General features: G+C 73.5%; 14 protein-coding genes. 9 read left to right on the top strand and 5 right to left on the bottom strand.

Annotated elements, in window-relative coordinates; translation table 11 throughout:
- Positions 1 to 8: 8 nt before the first annotated feature.
- Positions 9 to 1088: a GTP-binding protein gene (locus D7I43_RS27520; protein WP_204985297.1), complete on the bottom strand. Its 1080-nt coding sequence runs from the start codon at positions 1086 to 1088 to the stop codon at positions 9 to 11.
- A 253-nt stretch (positions 1089 to 1341) separates the two neighbouring features.
- Here D7I43_RS27520 and D7I43_RS27515 point away from each other — a divergent pair, with 253 nt between their 5' ends.
- The 5 genes from D7I43_RS27515 to D7I43_RS27495 all read left to right on the top strand — a co-directional run bounded on the left by D7I43_RS27515 (position 1342) and on the right by D7I43_RS27495 (position 10123).
- Positions 1342 to 4593, top strand: a complete 3252-nt coding sequence (locus D7I43_RS27515) for a DUF2961 domain-containing protein (protein ID WP_120331485.1) — start codon at positions 1342 to 1344, stop codon at positions 4591 to 4593.
- Positions 4594 to 4681: 88 nt separating this feature from the next.
- Positions 4682 to 6220, top strand: a complete 1539-nt coding sequence (locus D7I43_RS27510) for a sugar ABC transporter ATP-binding protein (protein ID WP_120331484.1) — start codon at positions 4682 to 4684, stop codon at positions 6218 to 6220.
- Positions 6217 to 7278 (top strand): ABC transporter permease, encoded by a 1062-nt coding sequence (locus tag D7I43_RS27505; RefSeq protein ID WP_120331483.1) that lies wholly within the window; start codon positions 6217 to 6219, stop codon positions 7276 to 7278. Before D7I43_RS27510 ends, D7I43_RS27505 begins: the two co-directional genes overlap by 4 nt.
- Before the next feature lie 26 nt (positions 7279 to 7304).
- The gene (locus tag D7I43_RS27500; protein ID WP_120331482.1) at positions 7305 to 8309 is read left to right on the top strand and encodes a substrate-binding domain-containing protein; all 1005 of its coding nucleotides are present in this window, start codon (positions 7305 to 7307) and stop codon (positions 8307 to 8309) included.
- Positions 8310 to 8437: 128 nt separating this feature from the next.
- On the top strand, positions 8438 to 10123 hold the full coding sequence (locus D7I43_RS27495) for a family 43 glycosylhydrolase (protein ID WP_120331481.1): 1686 nt from the start codon (positions 8438 to 8440) through the stop codon (positions 10121 to 10123).
- A 66-nt stretch (positions 10124 to 10189) separates the two neighbouring features.
- Here D7I43_RS27495 and D7I43_RS27490 read toward each other — a convergent pair whose 3' ends face one another.
- Positions 10190 to 10795: a YdeI/OmpD-associated family protein gene (locus D7I43_RS27490; protein WP_120331520.1), complete on the bottom strand. Its 606-nt coding sequence runs from the start codon at positions 10793 to 10795 to the stop codon at positions 10190 to 10192.
- A 224-nt stretch (positions 10796 to 11019) separates the two neighbouring features.
- On the opposite strand from D7I43_RS27490, the gene D7I43_RS27485 reads away from it, so the two are divergent.
- Complete coding sequence (locus D7I43_RS27485; protein WP_240033193.1) at positions 11020 to 12126, top strand: esterase-like activity of phytase family protein; 1107 nt, start codon at positions 11020 to 11022, stop codon at positions 12124 to 12126.
- Positions 12127 to 12233: 107 nt separating this feature from the next.
- The gene (locus tag D7I43_RS27480) at positions 12234 to 13394 is read left to right on the top strand and encodes a low temperature requirement protein A (RefSeq protein WP_120331480.1); all 1161 of its coding nucleotides are present in this window, start codon (positions 12234 to 12236) and stop codon (positions 13392 to 13394) included.
- Positions 13395 to 13414: 20 nt separating this feature from the next.
- Here D7I43_RS27480 and D7I43_RS27475 read toward each other — a convergent pair whose 3' ends face one another.
- Positions 13415 to 13999, bottom strand: coding sequence for a TetR/AcrR family transcriptional regulator (locus D7I43_RS27475; RefSeq protein WP_120331479.1), 585 nt, complete (start codon positions 13997 to 13999; stop codon positions 13415 to 13417).
- Positions 14000 to 14104: 105 nt separating this feature from the next.
- Here D7I43_RS27475 and D7I43_RS27470 point away from each other — a divergent pair, with 105 nt between their 5' ends.
- Both D7I43_RS27470 and D7I43_RS27465 read left to right on the top strand, forming a co-directional pair.
- On the top strand, positions 14105 to 14572 hold the full coding sequence (locus tag D7I43_RS27470) for a MarR family winged helix-turn-helix transcriptional regulator (protein ID WP_120331478.1): 468 nt from the start codon (positions 14105 to 14107) through the stop codon (positions 14570 to 14572).
- The gene (locus tag D7I43_RS27465; protein WP_120331477.1) at positions 14569 to 16209 is read left to right on the top strand and encodes an MDR family MFS transporter; all 1641 of its coding nucleotides are present in this window, start codon (positions 14569 to 14571) and stop codon (positions 16207 to 16209) included. The genes D7I43_RS27470 and D7I43_RS27465 overlap by 4 nt, the downstream gene beginning before the upstream one ends.
- A gap of 136 nt (positions 16210 to 16345) precedes the next feature.
- On the opposite strand, the gene D7I43_RS27460 is transcribed toward D7I43_RS27465, so the two are convergent.
- Complete coding sequence (locus D7I43_RS27460) at positions 16346 to 17494, bottom strand: winged helix DNA-binding domain-containing protein (protein WP_120331476.1); 1149 nt, start codon at positions 17492 to 17494, stop codon at positions 16346 to 16348.
- A gap of 68 nt (positions 17495 to 17562) precedes the next feature.
- Positions 17563 to 18879 carry a low temperature requirement protein A gene (locus D7I43_RS27455; protein ID WP_120331475.1) on the bottom strand — a complete coding sequence of 439 codons (1317 nt, stop codon included), beginning with the start codon at positions 18877 to 18879 and terminating at the stop codon, positions 17563 to 17565.
- Between the last annotated feature and the right edge of the window lie 193 nt (positions 18880 to 19072).

The following is a 19072-nucleotide window of genomic DNA, read 5'->3' as shown; positions in this document are numbered from 1 at the left end:
CTGACGGGTCATGCCGGTGCGGCGGGAAGGCGGTGCACGGGCCGGGGATAGGACGGGGCGAAGGCGCGCGCCGGGCCGGGCCGGGCGGTGGCGCCGACGGCCAGGTCGGCCGTGTACGCGGCCGCCCGGACCAGCGATTCGAGGTCGGCCGGTGGGCAGGTGGCGCGGACGTTGACGAGCACGGTGGCGCTCGCCACCGGTGGTTCCTCGGGTCCGGCGGGTTCGTGCGTCGGCGGGTCACCGGCGGCCACGACGCTCATGCGGACCAGCCCGGCGGGTGACTGGACGGCGAGTTTGGCGTGACCGATGACGTCACCGCGCCGCGCGCAGGCGGCGGAGAGCGAGTCGAGCGCGACGTGCGCCCAGCGCCGCGCCGGGAACCCGCCGTCGGCCGTGACCTGCCAGACCTGGTTCAGCCAGCTGAGCTGCGCCTCGGCCGCGGCGTACCGGTCGTAGTCGACCTCCAGGTCGACGTCCCGCCGGCGTCCGGCGCCGGTCCATCGCGACACGAGGTCGTCGAGGTTCTCGCCCCGGCCCGCGCTGTACCCGAGCACGTCGGCGTCGGGGTGGGCGCGGCGCATCCGGTGCAGGAGCGCGTCCAGCCCGGCCCGGGGGAGGGTGTCCGACTTGTTGACCGCGATGAGGTCCGCCTCCGCGAGCTGGCGGTCGAAGAGGTAGCCGAGGTCGCCGTCGAGGGCGCCGACGCGTGCCGGGTCGACGACGGTGGTGAGCGGAGCCAGGGCGAGGCGGTCCCCGTAGTGGGCGCGTAGCGGTCGGACGACGGTCGCCTGCAGGTCGGTGCAGCTGCCGACGGCCTCGGCCAGGACGGTGTCCACCCGTCCGGCGTCGACCAGGTCGGTCACGAGGTCGGCGAGTTCGTCGAACCGGCAGCAGAAGCATCCGCCGGTGACCTCGGCGACGTCGGGTACCGCCTCCCGGGCCAGCCGGGTGTCGACGAGGTCGCTGCCCTGGTCGTTCGTGATGACGGCGACCCGGTCGCCGCGCCGGGTGAGCAGCCGCCCGGCGGCCAGCATCGTGGTGGTCTTGCCCGCGCCGAGGAATCCGGTGAGGACGACGAGTCGGGGCACGGGCGCCTCCCAGCCCGCCGCAGCGGTCGCGGCGTCTCTTCGCAAACGGAGAAATCGTTTGCTCGGTTCTGATCGAGGACCATAAGAGTGGCCTGCGAGGCTGTCAACGCCGGGATGTCCGCGACCTCGTAATCGACAGTCGAGGATTGACCGCCGCGCGGCGTCTGCCTACCCTGACGCTACTGCAGCGAGAAATCGATTCCTTGCCCTGCCGCACCTGACCCGCCCCACCCACCGATGTGGAAGGCGATTCATGACACCCACCACCCGCGCACCACGTACCCCCGGCCGCCGGCTGCTCGCCGCCGCGGCCACGGCGACGCTCGTCGCCGGCGGCGCCCTGGTCGGTCTCCCCGGACCAGCCGCGGCCGCCACCGGCTCGACCACGAACGGTCCCGTCGGCTGGGACGTCTACCGCCGGCTCGACCGGCTCCCGGAACTCACCGACGGCTCCCGGGCCTACCAGTTCTCCAGCTTCGACCGCACCGGCGGCAACGACGACGGCTTCTCCGGCCGGTACTCCTGCCTGCGCACCACCGCGGAGGGGTGCGTCCTCGCCGAGGCCACCGGCGCCGGCGAGATCGACTCCATCTGGTTCACCCGCGACGAGGGCAACGTCTCGGCCACCGGCACCATCAAGGTCGTCCTCGACGGCCGGACCGTGCTCGACGCCCGGCTCCAGGACGTCGTGGACGGCAAGCTCGGCGCCCCGTTCGTCTACCCGGTCGTCGCCAACGCGGCCCAGAGCTCCGGCGGCGTCTACATCAAGGCGCCCATGACGTACCGCGGCTCCATGCGGGTCGTGACGGAGAAGAACCCGGTCTTCTACCACGTCACCTACCGGAAGTTCACCAGCGCCGAGGGCGTGCGCACCTTCGACCCGTCGGACAAGGCCCTCGACGTCGTCGAGCGGCTGAAGGCCGCCGGCACCCGGGATCCCAAGCCCGCGCAGCCGGGCGCGACCACCGTCGAACGCCCCTTCTCCGTACCGGCCGGCGGCCGCACGACCCTCGCCAGCGGCGTGGGCCCCGGCGCCATCACGGCCCTCACGCTGCGCATGCCGCAGCTCGTCGGCGCACCCCAGCCGATCGCCGACGACGGGCGCGCCTTCGGCCCCGGCGGCAGCAGCCGGTTCACCGTGACGGTCGACCCGGCCAACACCGGCGTCCGGCTCACCCGCCGGCTCGACCCGCACATCGGTCACCAGCGGGCGCGGATCCTCGTGGACGGCGTACCGGTCGCCGAGTGGCCGGCCAACGACCCGGTGCCGTTCGGCACCTGGCTGGACCAGACCGTCGAACTGCCGGCCAGCGCCACGGCCGGCAAGTCCACGCTGACCGTCACCAACGAGTTCGTCTCCTCCGACCTGGACTTCAACGAGTTCACCTACTGGGTCGACAGCATCGTCTCCGGCACGGCCAGGCGCACCGACACCGTCGACGTCGGCCCCGCGCACGCCGACGCCGAGGCCGCACACGCCTACCGGATCACCGCCCAGAACTGGCAGGGCAGCAACACCCTGTCCTACCCGGCGGACGCCGAGCGCAAGGCGGCCGTCGCCGCGTCCGACGCGGTGCTGCGGCAGACCCGCCTGCGCATCACGTTCGACGGACGGACCACCGTGGACGCCCCGCTCGGCGAGTTCTTCGGCACCGGCCTCGGGCTGCACCCGGTGCGGTCGCTGATGTTCGGCGTCGACCCGGCGACCAGCACGCTGTCGTCCTGGTGGCCGATGCCCTACCGGTCCCGCTGGACGGTCGAGCTGCGCAACGGCTCCGACGTCCCCATCGCGCCGTCGGTGGCCACCGTGACGACCGCCCGGTCCGCCCGCTGGGCTCCGGCGTTGCGCCCCACCGGTGACGCCGGCTACTTCCGCGCCACGGCGACCAGCGCGGACACCGTGCCCGGCGCCGACCACCTCTTCCTCGACGTGGCCGGGCGCGGCAAGTTCGTGGGGGTCACCCACACCATGGAGGGGCACATCCCCTCCGGCAACCAGCGCAACTACCTGGAGGGCGACGAGCGGGTCTACGTCGACGGCGCGCAGAGCCCGAGCATCCACGGCACCGGGACCGAGGACTTCTACGAGAGCGGCTGGTACTTCAACCACGGCACCTTCTCGGCACCCACCAACGGCAACCCGGCCCACGAGGTCGCCGACTACGGCTGCCGGTACGACTGCACGGGCGCGTACCGGCTCATGCTCGCCGACTCGGTGGCGTTCGGCACGGCCCTGCGGTTCGGCATCGAGCACGGCCCGGGCGACCAGGACCCGGCCCGGTACGGCTCCACCGCGTACTGGTACGGGCAGGACACCGTCGCGCAGCGCTGGACGGACACGGTCGACGTGGGCGACGCCGCCAGCGAGGCCGCGCACGCGTACGCCTCCGGCGGCGAGCGGCAGGTGCTCACGGCGACCTTCGAGGGCGACGACGGCGCCCCCCGGCCCGTCACCGACGACACCCGGGCCTCCACCACCCCGATCCGGTTCCGGGTCGCCCTCGACGCGGACAACCACGGTGCGGTCCTGCGCCGGATCGGCGACCAGTCGGCCGGGTACCAGTCGGTGGCCGTCCGGGTCGACGGGCGTGACGCCGGCACCTGGACCCAGCCCCTGGCCAACGGCACCCACCGGTGGCTGGAGGACGAGTACCGGCTCCCGGCCGCGCTCACCGCGGGCCGGTCGGCGGTGACCGTCACCCTGACGCCCACCGACGGCGCGCCGGCCTGGTCCGCCGCCCGGTACGCGGCGCTCAGCCTGGTCACCCCGTTCACCGACCACACCCGACCGAGCCCGGTCACCGGTCTCACCGCCACCAGCGGAACCACCAACGCCGTGACGCTGTCCTGGGAGCCGGCGAGCGACGACGTGTACGCCCCGCACTACGAGGTGTACGCCTCCCGGCAGGCCGGCTTCACGCCGGGCCCGGGCAACCGTGTGGGCACCACGACCCGGACCAGCTTCACGCACTCCGGGCTGGGCCTGCGCGAGACCTGGTACTACCGGGTCCGCGCCGTGGACGCGGCGGGCAACGCCGGCGCGTACTCGGCGGTCGCCTCCGCGAGGACCGGCACCACGCTGCGGATCGAGGCCGAGTCGCTCCTGCCCGCCGTCAGCGCCGACGCGCCGGCCGAGGTGCAGGGGGACTGCTGCGGCATCCACTGGTCCCAGGGCGCGCAACTGTGGTTCCGGCCCGACGCGCCGGGCCGCAGCGTCACGGTGTCGTTCACGGTCCCCACGACCGGCACCTACCGGTTGCGCCTGGTGCAGACGCTCGCCCGGGACTACGGCGTCAACACGGTGGCGATCGACGGCACCCCGATCGGTGACCCCTTCGACGCGTACCACTCGCCGGAGGTGGTCGTCAGCGAGCCGCTGGACTACGGCCAGCGGGACCTGACGGCGGGCGCGCACACGCTCACCCTCACGGTGACCGGCAAGGCCCCGGCGTCCGTCGGGTACCTGGCCGGCCTCGACTACGTCGAGGCGCAGCTCACCTCGTGACCGGCACGGTGTCGCCGGGCCCGCCCCCGGGCCCGGCGACACCGCCCCCGACCGCAGCAGATCCCGCACGAGCCCCACGAGGTGCCGCATGACGAAAGGCCCGCTGGTCCGGATGACCGGCATCGGGAAACGGTTCGGCGGTGTGCACGCCTGCCGCGACATCGACCTCACCGTCACCGCCGGTGAGGTGCACGCGCTGCTCGGCGAGAACGGCGCCGGCAAGTCGACGCTGATCAACATCCTGTCCGGGGTGATCACCGAGTACGACGGCACGATCGAGGTCGACGGGCGGACGGTCGCCTTCGGTGGGCCCGCGGACGCCCAGCGCGCCGGGATCGCCACGATCCACCAGGAGCTGGACCTCGTCGCGGGCCTGTCCATCGCGGAGAACATGTTCCTCGGACGCGAGCCGCGCACCCGCCTGGGCACCGTCGACACGAGGCGGATGCGCCGGCAGGCGGCCGAGCACCTGCGGACGCTCGGCGCCGACCTCGACCCGCGCCGCCTCGTGGGTTCGCTGCGCGTCGGCGAACAGCAACTGGTCGAGATCGGCCGGGCGCTGTCGCTGGACGCGCGGGTGCTCATCATGGACGAACCGACCGCCGCGCTCGCGGACGCCGAGGTGGACCGGCTCTTCGCGACGATCGCCGAACTGCGCCGCGCCGGCGTCGGCATCGTCTACATCTCCCACCGGATGGCCGAGATCGAGGTCGTCGCGGACCGGGTCACCGTGCTGCGCAACGGCGGTGTCGCGGGCACCGTCGACCCGAGGACCGCCTCCCGCGACGAGATCATCCAGCTGATGGTGGGGCGGTCCGTCGACGCCCTGTACGGCGAGGGCCGCAACGAGCCCGGGGACGTGCTGCTCGACGTACGCGGGCTCGCCGTGACCCCCCGGCGGCCGACACCCGGGCGGACCGAGCCCGCCGGGGTGGACCTCACGGTGCGCTCCGGCGAGATCGTGGGGCTCGCCGGTCTGATGGGCGCCGGCCGCACCGAACTCCTCGAGACGCTGTTCGGGGCGGGCGGCGCCGGGCGGCGCAGCGGCGCCGTGACCATCGACGGCCGCCCGTACCGGCCCCGGGGACCCCGGTCGGCGCTCGCGCGCGGTGTGGCGTTCGTGCCCGAGGACCGGCGCGGCGCCGGGCTGATGCTGGAGCACTCCGTGACCGACAACGTGGTGCTCTCCGCGCTGTCGTCACTGACCGCGCTCGGCGTGGTCCGCCGGACCGCGGTGAGGCGTACGGTGGCCGAGCAGCTGCGTGCCCTCGCCGTGAAGGCCGCCTCGCCGGCGGTCGCCGCCGCCACGCTCTCCGGCGGCAACCAGCAGAAGATCGTCTTCGCCAAGCAACTGCTCACGCGGCCGCGCCTGCTCCTGCTCGACGAGCCGACCAGAGGCGTCGACATCGGGGCCAAGGCGGAGATCTACCGGCTGCTGCACCGGCTCGCCGACACCGGCATGGCGATCCTGCTCGCCTCGTCCGAACTGCCGGAGCTGCTCAGCCTCTGCGACCGGGTCGTCGTCCTGCACCGCGGTCGCACCGTGGCCACGCTGCCCCGGGCGTCCGCCACCCAGCAAGCGATCCTCGCCGCGGCCAACGGCGACGATGCCAAGGAGGCCCGATGAACCCGCCCAACCCCACCGCCGTCGCCGAGGCGCCGCCGGAGACGCCACCCCGGCGCCCGCTCCGGCTGCCCCGGGACCGGCACGCGATCGTCGACAGCTTCTTCCGGTTCCAGAGCCTGTTCGGCCTGGTGGCCGTGTTCCTGATCGCCATCGCGGTGTCGCCCGTCCGCAACGGCGAGAACGTCTTCCTCAGCTCCGGCAACCTCGCGAACATCGTCCGCGCGGTCTCGGAGATCGGCATCATCGCGGTCGGCATGACGTTCGTCATCCTGATCGGGGGGATCGACCTCTCGGTCGGCGCGGTGCTCGGGCTGGCCGCCGTGGGGTCGGCCACGCTGATGGTGAACAGCGGCCTGGGCATCCTGCCGACGGTGCTCATCGTGCTGTTCATCGGCACCGCCTTCGGCGCCACCCAGGGGGCGATCGTCGCCCGGCTCGGCATCCAGTCGTTCATCGTGACCCTCGCCGGCCTCCAGGCGGCACGCGGCATCGCCCGGATGTGGTCCGGCGGGCTCGGCATCCCCATCGCGTACGGCGACGGGCCGCAGGAGGCCCCCGAGGCGTTCTCGCTGCTGAGCGGGTCGATCAACGGGGTGCTGCCGGTGCCGGCCGTCCTGTTCCTCGCCATCGGGGTCGGTGCCCTCCTCGTGCTGCGCAGCACGGCCTTCGCCCGGCACGTGTACGCCATCGGCGGCAACGAGAAGGCCGCCCGGCTCTCCGGCGTGCCGGTCCGCCGGGTCCGGATCACCGTCTTCGCCATCTCCGGCCTGCTCGCCGCGCTGGCCGGGATCATCCACGCCGGGCAGCTCAACCAGGGCAGCCCGAACGACGGCGCCGGCTACGAGCTGGACGCGATCGCGGCCGTGGTCATCGGCGGGACGAGCCTCGCCGGCGGCAGCGGGTCGATGGGCGGCACCATCGCCGGCGCGCTGCTGCTCGGGATCCTCAACAACATCCTCGCCCTCAACAACATCGACGCGAACGTGCAGCTGGTCGTCAAGGGACTGGTCATCGTCGCTGCCGCCGCGTTGCAGAAGCTCCGCCCCCGCATCGCCTGACCCCCACCACCAACCCGGAGGACACCATGCGTTACGCCCGGAGAGCGGTCGCCATCCTGGCGCTCACCGTGCTCGCCACCACCTCGGCGTGCAGCATCGAGAAGGACGAACCCGGCAGCGGCACCGACGCCTCGGCGAAGTGCGGCAGCGGCAAGGACTTCCTCATCGGCATGTCGCAGGCCAACAACGCCGAACCGTACCGGCAGGTCATGAACGACGACGTCACCAACGCGGCGAAGGACGTGCCCGGGTTCAAGGTGGTCGTCTCGGACGCGGCCCAGGACAACAGCAAGCAGGTCGCCGACGTGGAGAACTTCCTCTCCCAGGGCATCGACCTGCTGATCATCTCGCCGAACGAGGCGAAGCCGCTCACCGCGGTCGTCAAGAAGGCGTACGACCAGGGGATCCCGGTCATCGTGCTGGACCGCAAGGTGGAGGGCGACGCGTACACCGCCTTCATCGGCGGCGACAACGTCGCCATCGGGCGCGCGGCGGGCGAGTACTACGCCAAGACGCTGCTGCCGCAGGGCGGCAAGGTCGTCGAGATCTCCGGCCTGCCGGGCTCCACCCCGGCGGCCGAGCGCGCCCAGGGCTTCCGGGAGGGCATCGCGAGCAACCCGAAGATCGAGATCGTGGCCAGCCAGACCGCCGAGTGGCTGCGGGAGAAGGGCCAGAGCGTCATGGACGCGATGCTCAAGGCGCAGCCCGACATCGACGCCGTGTACGCCCACAACGACCCGATGGCCGAGGGCGCGTACCTCGCGGCGAAGGCCGCCGGCAAGGAGAGCACCATCAAGTTCACCGGCATCGACGCCCTGCCCGTGCCGTCCGGCGGCATCAAGGCCGTCGAGCAGGGGCGGCTGCAGGCGACGTTCCAGTACCCGACGGGCGGGCGTGAGGCCATCGACATGGCCAAGAAGATCCTCGTCGACTGCGCCACCGACGTCCCGAAGACCACCACGCTCGGCACCATGCAGATCACCAAGGAGAACGCGGCCGAGGCGTACACCACGCTCGGCGGAAAGCAGTAGTGCGCCGGGCCGTGCCCCGCCGGGCGCGGCCCGCCCCGCACGCCCGGCCCCGGTGCGGGGTCCGCCGCCGGAGGCAGGCGGCGGAACCCGCACCGGCCCACGACCCCCGTCGAGCACTGGAGGAACCCATGCCGCGCCCACCGTCGCGAGCCGGCCGCCTCGGCGCGCTGCTCGCCCTCACCCTCGGGCTGGTCGCCGTGCCGGCGCCGGCCCGCGCCGCCGACGTGGTGGACAACCAGCCGTACGAGAACCGGTCCGTCGAGGTCAGCGCCGGCGAGTTCGTCAACGTCTACGACCCCGGCCAGGGCGAGAACGAACGCTGGTACTACAACGACCACACCCTGGTGCGTGACCGCGCGACGGGCCTGTGGCACGTCTTCGCGATCACCCACGCCGAGCCGGCCCAGCCGCTGGACGAGCGGTTCTTCGGCCACGCCACGGCGCCGTCGCCCCGCGGCCCGTGGACGAAGCAGCCGTTCGCCCTGGAGGCCGACCCGAGCGCGGGGGAGACCCACATCTGGGCGCCGTACGTGCTGTTCCACGGCGGCACCTACTACATGTTCTACGCCGGCGGCACGCCGGACCACGAGGCGTACCGCATGCACCTCGCCACGTCCCGGGACCTCGTGACCTGGACCCGGCACCCGGACAACCCGCTGTTCACCGACGGCTTCGACGGCCGGGACCCGATGGTGACCCGGGTCGGCGACCGGTGGGTGATGTACTACACCGCCACCAGCACGCCCGCCGGCGGCCACCACATCGTCGCGTACCGCACGAGCCGCGACCTCGTGCACTGGAGCGAGCGGCGGACGGCGTTCGAGCACCCGGCCACGGGGACGTTCGGCGGGCCCACCGAGTCCCCGTTCGTGGTGCGCCACGGCGGCTCCTGGTACCTCTTCGTCTGCTGCGAGAGCGGCTACCAGGACACCCGCGTGTACCGCAGCGACGACCCGTTCCACTTCACCGTCGACCAGGCGGCCGGCCGGATCGAGGCGCACGCCGCCGAGGTGGTCAAGGACGACACCGGCGGCGGCCAGTGGTACGTGACGGGCGCCGGCTGGGGTCAGGGCGGGCTCTGGCTGGCGCCGCTGCACTGGCGTACGCCGGTGGTGACCCGCGGACGTGTCGTCACCACCCCGTACTACCGGGCGGTCGTCCAGACCGCGCCCCAGACGCGGCTGGTCTCCTACGAGGTCGATCCCGCCGGCCGCGGCGCGTACCGGCCGGTGACCGACTCGTCGTTCCGGTCCACGGCGCCCTACCTCGCGGTCGGCACCTTCGGGCCCACCGACGTGGCGGGCGCCGCCGCGGCCGTGAACGTGTCCTCGGACGGGGCGGACCTGAGCCTCACCGGGATTCCGCTCGGTGACGAGCCGGTGTCGGTCGACTGGCGGTTCCGGTTCGCGCCGACCACGATGGACGTCGACTTCCTGTGGCACGTGACCGGCCCGACCACCGCGCCGGTCTGGGAGGCCGCCTGGAACCTGGACTCGACCCTGCCGCGCCTGTCCGATCCCGCGGGCGCCGACCGGGACGGCGACGCGGCCGGCTTCTCACCCTGGACCCTCGCCACCGACGAGACGACCACGTTGGTGGCCGCCTACCGTGCCGGCTCGGCCTGGAGCGAGGACAACCGCTGGTTCAACCGCCCGAGTGGCTCCATCGCCTGGCAGCCCCTTTGGCAGCCGGGCGGCCGAACGCTGCCCGTCGGCGACCTGCCCGGGGGGACCTGGCGGATCGGCGTGAGCGGGGCTCCCGCCGACACGGCGTACGCCGACGCCCTGGCCGCCGCGCTCAACGGCGCGGCGTAGCCGCCGCGTGCCGGCCACCGACGGGGTGGCCGGCACGCGCGCGTCGGTGTCGTCGTCCGCGCCGCGTCAGTCGGCGCTGTCGAGCGTGCGCCGCTGCGGGTAGATGGTCTCGCCACGGGCCAGCATGTCGACGAACTGGGCGATCCGGCGCTGCCGCGTCTCCGCGCGTTTGGCGCTCGTCACCCGGTACACGATCGCGTACCGGTTCTGGCCGGTGAGGATGTCGAACATCCGCTGCGCCCGCGGCACGGCGGCGAGTGCGGCGGCCAGGTCGGCCGGCACCGTGGCGGTGGCCTGGCCCGCGTAGGCGGCGTCCCACCGGCCGTCGGCCTTCGCGCGTTCCACCTCCGCGACGCCGGCCGGATGCATGCGTCCCGCCTCCAGGAGCCGGCTGGCGATGCCGACGTTGCGCGCCGACCACGGGCTGCGGGGGCGCCGGGGGGTGAACCGCTGGCGGTAGGTCGCCTCGTCGCCGCCGCGCACCTGGCCGTCGATCCATCCGTGGCACAGCGCCTCTTCGAGGGCCTCGTCGTACGTCAGGGTGGTGGGGGCGTCGGCGTTGCGCTTGGCGAGGACCAACCAGACGCCTCGCGGCTCGCCGTGGTGCTCGGCGAGCCAGTCCCGCCAGGCCGTCGCGTCGGGTACGAGCAGGTCCGGCAGGTCGTCAGGCATGCCGTCGACCTCCCGCACGCCGCCGGCCGGGCCGGCGTTCCCCGGCCGGCCTCCCTTCCACGTGGGACATGCCCGGTGACCTCCTGTCCTCCTCGGCACGACGACGCATGTCGTGCCACCCGGTGCTCCGCCGTCCCCAGCATCGCCCGTACCCGGGATTCTCGCGGCCCCGACCCCACCGACCCGCCCCGCCCACGCCACGCGGCGGTGGAAGGATTGCGGCGATGCGGACACTCGACGGGACCAGGACGTGGCGGATCGCCGTGGGCGCGGCCGTTCTCGCCGCCGTGGTGGTCCCGGCCCGGGCCGCGGCGGGACCGGCGCCGACGCCGGAGCCCGGCCGGACGGTCTGCGAGGTGCGGGACGGCCGGCTGCTGGAGATCTCCGGCATGGTGGCGACGGACGACGGGTTCGTCGTCGTCAACGACGGTGCCGACGACGAGGCGCGGCGGCGGATCTTCTTCCTCGACCGGGAGTGTGCGGTCGTGCGGGCCGTGCCGTACCCGTCCCGACCCCGGGACACGGAGGACCTCGCCGTGGGCCCCGACGGGACGCTCTGGGTGGCGGACGTCGGCGACAACGACCGCTCCCGGACGACCGTGGCGGTGTGGAGGCTGGCGCCGGGCGCCGACCGACCGGAGCTCTACCGGATGTCGTACCCCGACGGCGCGCACGACGCCGAGGCCATGCTCATCACCGGCGACGGCCGTCCGCTGATCGTCACGAAGTTCTCCGCCACCCTCTACGCCCCGACGACCGCCCTGCGGCGGGGCGCCACGGTGCCGCTGGCCAAGGTGGGACGGGTGCGGCTGCCCGGCTCCACGACGAGCAACCCGTTCGGGCTGCTCGGGCGGACGGTGATCACCGGCGCCGCGGCCGCCCCGGACGGGAGCCGGGTCGTGCTGCGCACGTACGCCGACGCCTTCGAGTTCGACGTCACCGGCGGCGACGTGGTGGCCGCGCTGACCCGCGGCACCCCACGGGCCACGCCCCTGCCCGACGAGCCGCAGGGCGAGTCCGTCGCCTACAGCCGGGACGGGCGCTCGCTGCTCACCGTCTCCGAGACCGCCGGGCAGCCGCCCGGCACGAGGCCGCGGATCCTGCGCTACGCGGTGCCGTCCGCCACGCCGTCCCGCCCGCCCTCGGGGCCGGCCGGTGCCACGCCGGCGGCGGGCGGCGGGACACCGGCGCCGGCCGGGCACGCGGGCGGGAACGGCGGCGGGACGTCCACGGCGGCCCTGGCCGCCGGTGGGATCGGGGTGGTGCTGCTGGTGCTGGCGGCGCTGGTGGCGGCGCGCCGCCGGCCGAGGCGGACCTCGTCGACCCGGTGACGTCACGGCCCGGACGCGGTCACCGGGGAGTACGTGGACCGGCGCCGGACGGGGGATAGCGCGACAAGAGGGCGTTTCCGCGCGTACCGGACGGATAGCCTGCCCAGGTGGAGTCACGCGTCCGCCCGGTCCCGGCGGCCCGTGATCCGGCGGCGGGACGCCGGTCGAGCTGGCTCGAACTCTTCTTCGACCTCGTCTTCGTCGTGGCCGTCTTCCAGCTCGGCGAACTCCTGAACGACGACCCGTCGGCCGGCGGGGTGCTGGTCTTCGCGGGGCTTCTCACCACGATCTGGTGGCTGTGGTTCAGCTTCTCCTACTTCGCGGACCTCTTCGACGACGACCGTCCGCCGAGCCGGTTCGTCCAGCTGGTCGCGATGCTGGGCGTGCTGGCCCTGGCCGCGTCCCTCGACCGGGGGGTGGCGGACGAGTCGGGGCGCTTCGCGGTGCTCTACGGGCTGCTGCTCCTGCTGCTCACCGGCATGTACGGGCTGGTCGGATGGCGTCGGGCGGCGGCACGCGAGTTCTGCTGGTGGAACGCCGCCGGGTTCGTGCTCGGCGCGGCACTCTGGTTCGGGTCCCTGCTGGTCCCCACGCCGGCCCGGTACGCGCTGTGGGCCGTCGGGCTCGCCGTCAACGCCGCCGTGGCCGGGCCCCTGGCGTACGCCCGGGCGGGGCAGGCGCCGGTCCAGCAGTCGCACATGCCGGAGCGGTTCGGATTGTTCACCATCGTGGTCCTGGGCGAGGCGGTGCTCGCGGTCGCGAACGGGATCGGCGAGACCGGCTGGCGGCCCGCGGCCGTCGTGATCGGCATCGGCGGTTTCGTCATCGCCTGCGGCATCTGGTGGGTCTACTTCGCCTCCACCTTCGATCCCGAGGCGGGCAACCGGGCGGTCCGGGGAGGCCGGGCCGTCGTGGTCCGCAGCTACCTCTACGCGTACGGGCACCTGTTGGTGTACGGCTCGATCGTGGCCGCGGGGGTCGCCGTGGAGGTGGCCGCCCGGGAGGCCGTGCACGGCGGCCACGGCGTGGCCGGGCCGTTGCTCGGCGGCAGCCAGTTGACGCTGATGGTGGGCTGCGTGGTGGTCTACCGCGGCTTCGACGTGCGGGTCAGCCGGCGGGTCGCGCTCGCCCAGCTCGGCCTGGTGATCGCCGCCCTGGTGATCGGCCTGGGCGGGCTCCCGCCGGTGGCGGTGGTGCTGCTCGTCGCGCTGGCGTGGGTCGTCCTGGCCGTGATCGAGTGGACCGCACCGCCGGTCTGGCGGCGGTGATCGCCTCGGCGGTGGTCGACCTAGGCGGGGGCGACGGCCGCGAGCGCGGAGCGGACCGCGTCGACGAGCGGGCGGTCGGGGTGTTCGATCCAGTCCTGCACGGCCACCCGGACGGTGGTCAGGAAGACGGCCGCCAGGACGCGGGACCGCAGCGCCACGTCGGGGCCGGTCATCCGCTTCGCCAGCTCCGCGGCGACCTCCCGCTCGACCGTCGCGTACGCGGCGATCTGGTGCGTGGCGAGGCTGGGGTAGGCGCGCAGCATCCGGCGCTGGGTCAGCCACTCGGCGTCCGCGTCCCGGTACGCCTCCTCGGTCAGCCGCAGCGCCGCCCCGGTGAGCACCGTCCAGGGCTCCTCGTCGGCCGGCTGCTCCCGGATCAGCTCCAGCATCCGGCGCAGGCGGGCGGTGTCGCCGTGGAAGATCGCCTCTTCCTTGCTGGAGAAGTAGTTGGAGAACGTCCGCCGCGAGACGTTGGCGGCGTCGGCGATCGCCTCGACGGTCACCCGGTCGAGTCCCTGGTCGATGGCGAGTCGGAGGGCGGCCTCGTGCAGGGCGAGGCGGGTTGCCGCCTTCTTGCGTTCCCGCAGCCCCGGGGTCTCGTCCATGGCGCCCACCGTACGTGACGCACTTCTCAAGGAGCAAACTTGCCCGCTGGGCAAGATTTGTGAATGATTGCATGAGGCAACCATCTGTCCGTCGGGGGGATCCACGTGAGCAGCGACGTTCGGGAACTCGTGCGCCGGATGCACGATTTCCTGCGCAGCGTCCGGCTCGTGAAGCAGCGGAGGGCCGACGAGCAGCCCAGGGTTCCGCTGGGGGCGGTCGGCATCCTCGCGCAGATCGACCGGCTCGCCGCCGGCTGCCACGCCCGGGAGCTCGCGATGCGGGCCCAGCTCGACCCGTCGACCGTCAGCCGCGCCGTCGCCACCCTCGTCTCGCACGGCCTGGTCGAGCGGCGCCCGGACCCCAGTGACAAGCGGGCCCACGTCCTGGCGCTCACCCCCGACGGGCGGACGGCTCTGGCCGACACCTACGACTGGTACGCCGGCGTGCTGGCGCGCGCCCTCGCCGGGTGGACACCCGACGAGGTGGCCGCGTTCAACGCCGCCCTGCACCGCTTCACCCGCGACATCGAGGTCGCGCTCGGGAACAACGACAATCTGGAGGCCGCGCGATGAGCGCACCCACCACAACGGCCGGCGCCGAGCCGATGACGCACCGGAGGACGCTCGAGGCACTGAGCGGCCTGCTGCTGGTGCTCTTCGTCGCGATGCTGAGCAGCACGGTCGTCTCGACCGCGCTGCCCAAGATCATCGGTGCCCTGAACGGGTCGCAGACCCAGTACACCTGGGTCGTCACCGCGACCCTGCTCACCGCCACGGCGACCACCCCGATCTGGGGCAAGCTCGCCGACCTGTTCAACAAGAAGTTCCTCATCCAGATCGCCATCGTGGTCTTCCTGCTGGGCTCGGTGGTGGCCGGATTCGCGCAGAGCGCCGGCCAGCTCATCGCCGCCCGTGCCTTCCAGGGCATCGGCGTCGGCGGTCTCCAGGCCCTCGTCCAGGTGGCGATCGCCGCGATGATCCCGCCCCGCGAGCGCGGCCGCTACAACGGCTACCTGGGCGGCGTGATGGCCCTGGCCACGGTCGGCGGCCCGCTGCTGGGCGGTCTCATCGTCGACACGTCCTGGCTCGGCTGGCGCTGGTGCTTCTTCGTGGGCGTGCCCGTCGCCGCCGTGGCGCTGATCCTGCTCCAGGCCACCCTGCGCCTGCCGACCGTACGCCGCGAGAACGTCAAGATCGACTACCTCGGCGCCTTCCTGATCGCCGCGGGCGTGAGCGTGCTGCTCATCTGGATCTCGTTCGTCGACAGCTCGTTCGCCTGGATCTCGTGGCAGACCGCGGCCATGGTGGGCGCCTCGGTGATCCTGCTCGCCCTGGCCATGGTGGTCGAGGCACGGGCCGCCGAACCGGTGGTTCCGCTCAACATCATCCGCGAGCACACCACGGCGCTGGCCATCCTCGGCAGCCTCGCCGTCGGCATGGCCATGTTCGGCGGCGCCGTCTTCCTCGGCCAGTACTTCCAGATCGGCCGCGGCTACAGCCCGACCGAGGCCGGCCTGCTCACCATCCCGATGATGGCCGGTGTGCTGCTCTCCTCGATCGTCGCGGGGCGGCTCATCACCCGGACCGGCAAGATCAAGCCGTACATCGTGGTCGGCTCGATCGTCCTCGTCGCCGGGTTCGCCCTGCTCGGCACCATCGACCACGAGACGTCGCTGCTCATCGTCGGCGCCGCCATGTTCATCGTGGGCACCGGCGTCGGCATGACGATGCAGAACCTGGTCCTCGCCGTGCAGAACACCGTCTCGCTCAAGGACATCGGCGCGGCCAGCTCCAGCGTCGCGTTCTTCCGGTCGCTCGGCGGCACCATCGGCGTGTCCGTGCTCGGCGCCATCCTGGCCCGCCGGGTCTCCGACCAGATCACCCACGATCTTGCGGCCGCCGGCGTCCCCGCCTCCGCCAGTGGCGGGAGCAGCAACCTGAACATCACCGCGCTGCCCGACGCGATCCAGCACATCGTCCGCGCCGCGTACGGCGACGCGACCGGTCACATCTTCCTGATCTCGGCGGCCATCGCCGTGGTCGGTGTGATCGCCGCGCTGCTGCTCAGGCCGGTGACGCTGCGTACCAGCCTCGACCTGCCGGACGCCGCCCGCTCGACGGCCGTCGCGGCCGACGCCATCGACGGCGCGCCGGCCTTCGACGAGGTCGCCGTCGAGGACGCGCAGGACCGGGCAAGCACCCGCCGCTGACCGTCGACCGAGACACGAGGGCCGTCCGCCGCACCGGCGGGCGGCCCTCGTCCGTCCGGCCCGGCGGCGCCTCGGCGGCGGGGATGGCGTGCGACCGGGCGTACCTGATGGCGACCGCCCGCTCCCGTGGCGCCGTTCAGGACGGCGGAAGCACGCGGGCGACGTGCGTGGGCGCCTCGGGGGCGGCGAACCGGAGCACCCGGTGGGCCTCCGCCTCGACCGCCGCGAGGTCGTCGACACGCAGCCGGGCGAACGGTTGGACCGTCACCACCCCGGCCGTCCGGTCCAGCTCCCACGTGCCCGCCACCATCCCGTCGACCAGCAGGGTCGGCCGCACCACGTCGGGCAGGCACACCCGCCCGCGGACCTCGTCGGACATGAGCCGCGTCCGGTCGGCGAAGGCGAGCAGCATGTTGTCGAAACCGGTCAGCAACCGCACCGGTGCCGGCGTGTCCGGATCCGGCCGGGGCGCGTCCGGCAGGTCGTACACCGGCCGGCCGTCCTCGTCGACGAAGCAGCGCAGCTCGTCCCGCATCGCCGCGACGACCTCGCGCAGGCCGCTGACGCCGGACCAGGACCGCACGTCGGCCACCGTGGCGGGCCCGAACGCGGCCAGGTGGCGCCGGACGAGCTGCCGCGGTTCCGGCGGATCCAGGGGCCCGACCACGCGGGTGGCCAGCGTGACCGGGATCGCCCCGCCGGCGTCCCAGGTGCCGCTGGGAGCGGGGTGCACCACCGGGAGCAGGTACTGCACCGTCCAGGCCAGGGCCGTCGCATCCGACCCGGGGCGGCCCGCGGCGAGACGCCGCCCCAGCTCGGGGCGGGTGAGCACCTCCGCGCCGAGGATCCGCTCCGCGTCGGCGACCAGGTCGGCGAGGTCGACGCCGGCGGTGCGCCGGCCGAAGGCGTTGCGCTGCGCGCGGGCCAGCAGCGGCGCCAGCACCGGTCGCAGGACGCGGAAGTCGGCCGCGGTGAGCAGGTGCTGCGTGGCCCGCATCGTCGCCGACCGGACCAGCCGCCCGGACTCGATCGCCGTGGTGAGCGCGCCGACCGTGAACGCCGCCAGCCGGGAGTGCAGGGCGAGGTAGGGATCGTTGGCGTTCTGCGCGTTCAACCCGCCCAGCCGCTCGGTGGCCGTGACGACGTCGAGGTCGTCGCGGCGCAGCAGCAGTTGGCGCGCGAGGGTGGCCCGGTTGAGCGAGCGCCGGTCGAGCCGATCCGCCGCCGGGCGGACTGAACCGGACCGCGAACCGGAGACGACCTTCTGCCGCGGCGCACTGGTCATGGCGGGCAGGCTAGGCCACCCGTACGACACCGTCCCCGACCGGCGGGTCCGGTCGGGGGCGGCGGTGCTCAGCGCTCGCGTTCGCGCCACCGGGCGCGCCAGGCGGCCTCGGCCGCCTCGTGGGAAGTCTTCTCCTCCAGCACGGCCGCGCGCAGGGCGCGGCGCGAGCTGCCGAAGATGATCGCCTCGGCCGCCACGAGCGCGACGCAGATCGCCGTGAGCAGGGCGAGCGTGGCGAGCGCGGGCAGGTGGCTGCCGATCGGCAGGGCGGCAGCCAGGACGACGAGCACGCCGATCCGGGTCCACGGGAGGTTGCGCAGGGCGCGCAGCTGGAACGCCAGGTCGGCGGCGAGGTAGAGGATCACTCCGCCGAAGAGCAGCGGCGCGGCGGGGCCGTGCGGGCGTTCGCCCACCCCGCCGGTCGGGTCGGTGATCGTCCGCAGCACCTCCTCGGCGCCGATGGCGAACAGGATCACGCCGGCGATCATCGGGAGATAGAGGTACGCGTAGGCGTCCCGGGCGAGCGCGATCCGCGAGCCGCCCTCCGCGGCGTGCAGGGCGATCCGCGCGGCCGGTCCCACGAAGTCGAAGTGCGCCCACCACAGAGCCGCCGTGAACATGATCCCCAGCATGGCCGCCGGGATGGCCTCCCAGGTCACCCGTTGCCCGATGAGGTTGCCGCCGACGCCCACCGAGATGACCGACTCGCCCAGGGCGATGATCAGGATCAGGTCGTACCGCTCCGTCCAGTGCTCCGCGGAGGGAAGCTCCCAGCCCCACGTGCCGGTGGTCAGTCCGCTGCCGTACTGGATGATCACGACGGCGATCCACAGCCCGTCGCGTACGAGCACGGCCGTTCCCGGATCCTCGATGTGCTTGGGGAGCATCGCGGCGACCAGCAGCAGGGCGGTGGTGAGCACGATCTCCGGCACGAACTGGAGCATCTTGCGGCGGGCGTGCGGCTTGTCCTGCACGGCGTGCAGGTAGAGGAGCAGGTGCACGGCGCGGATCGCCACGTAGCTGATCGCGACGAGCAGCGGCCCGGCGACCCCCTCGTGTGGGTCGTCGAACGCCTGGGGCAGGGCGAGCGCGAAGGTGAAGAGCGCCACCATGCCCAGCACCATGGCCACCGGGACGAAGCCCTCACCGAGCCGGACCCGGCTCGCCACGACGCTGTGCACCACCCAGCACCACCAGAGGACGGCGAGCACGAGCATCGCGTGCAGCAGTTCCCGGCCGGTGACGTTGGCGGCGGTGGCGCGCGTGATGATGAAGAACGAGACGACGAAGACCAGGTCGAAGAAGAGTTCGAACTTGTCCACCCGGGTGCCCGGCGCGATGGGCACGGCCGGCCCCAGCGTCCTGCGCAGCCGCTGCCCACCCACCGAATGAGTCTCGCAGCGCCACGCACCGCGCCGGGCCGATTCCGCGTACCCCCGCGACCGCGCCGCCCGCTCCGTGCGTCGATCATGAAGTTGTCGCCCCGACACGCCGGCACGGAGGGCGACAACTTCATGATCAACCCCGCCGGCGCGCGGGGCGCGCGGGGGCGGGGGAGGGGCCGGGGTGAGGGACGAC

The sequence above is a fragment of the Micromonospora globbae genome (genome assembly GCF_003610785.1).
Taxonomy (GTDB): domain Bacteria; phylum Actinomycetota; class Actinomycetes; order Mycobacteriales; family Micromonosporaceae; genus Micromonospora; species Micromonospora globbae.
The sequence above is the reverse complement of the archived record's forward strand: the minus strand, read 5'-3'. Positions and strand labels throughout refer to the sequence as shown.

Excerpts from the sequence above, each read along its gene's own strand:
- D7I43_RS27475 (WP_120331479.1), bottom strand. The coding sequence starts at position 13,999 with ATGGACGAGACCCCGGGGCTGCGGGAACGCAAGAAGGCGGCAACCCGC.
- D7I43_RS27495 (WP_120331481.1), top strand. The coding sequence starts at position 8,438 with ATGCCGCGCCCACCGTCGCGAGCCGGCCGCCTCGGCGCGCTGCTCGCC.
- D7I43_RS27515 (WP_120331485.1), top strand. The coding sequence starts at position 1,342 with ATGACACCCACCACCCGCGCACCACGTACCCCCGGCCGCCGGCTGCTC.
- D7I43_RS27510 (WP_120331484.1), top strand. The coding sequence starts at position 4,682 with ATGACGAAAGGCCCGCTGGTCCGGATGACCGGCATCGGGAAACGGTTC.
- D7I43_RS27505 (WP_120331483.1), top strand. The coding sequence starts at position 6,217 with ATGAACCCGCCCAACCCCACCGCCGTCGCCGAGGCGCCGCCGGAGACG.
- D7I43_RS27500 (WP_120331482.1), top strand. The coding sequence starts at position 7,305 with ATGCGTTACGCCCGGAGAGCGGTCGCCATCCTGGCGCTCACCGTGCTC.
- D7I43_RS27490 (WP_120331520.1), bottom strand. The coding sequence starts at position 10,795 with ATGCCTGACGACCTGCCGGACCTGCTCGTACCCGACGCGACGGCCTGG.
- D7I43_RS27485 (WP_240033193.1), top strand. The coding sequence starts at position 11,020 with ATGCGGACACTCGACGGGACCAGGACGTGGCGGATCGCCGTGGGCGCG.
- D7I43_RS27460 (WP_120331476.1), bottom strand. The coding sequence starts at position 17,494 with ATGACCAGTGCGCCGCGGCAGAAGGTCGTCTCCGGTTCGCGGTCCGGT.
- D7I43_RS27465 (WP_120331477.1), top strand. The coding sequence starts at position 14,569 with ATGAGCGCACCCACCACAACGGCCGGCGCCGAGCCGATGACGCACCGG.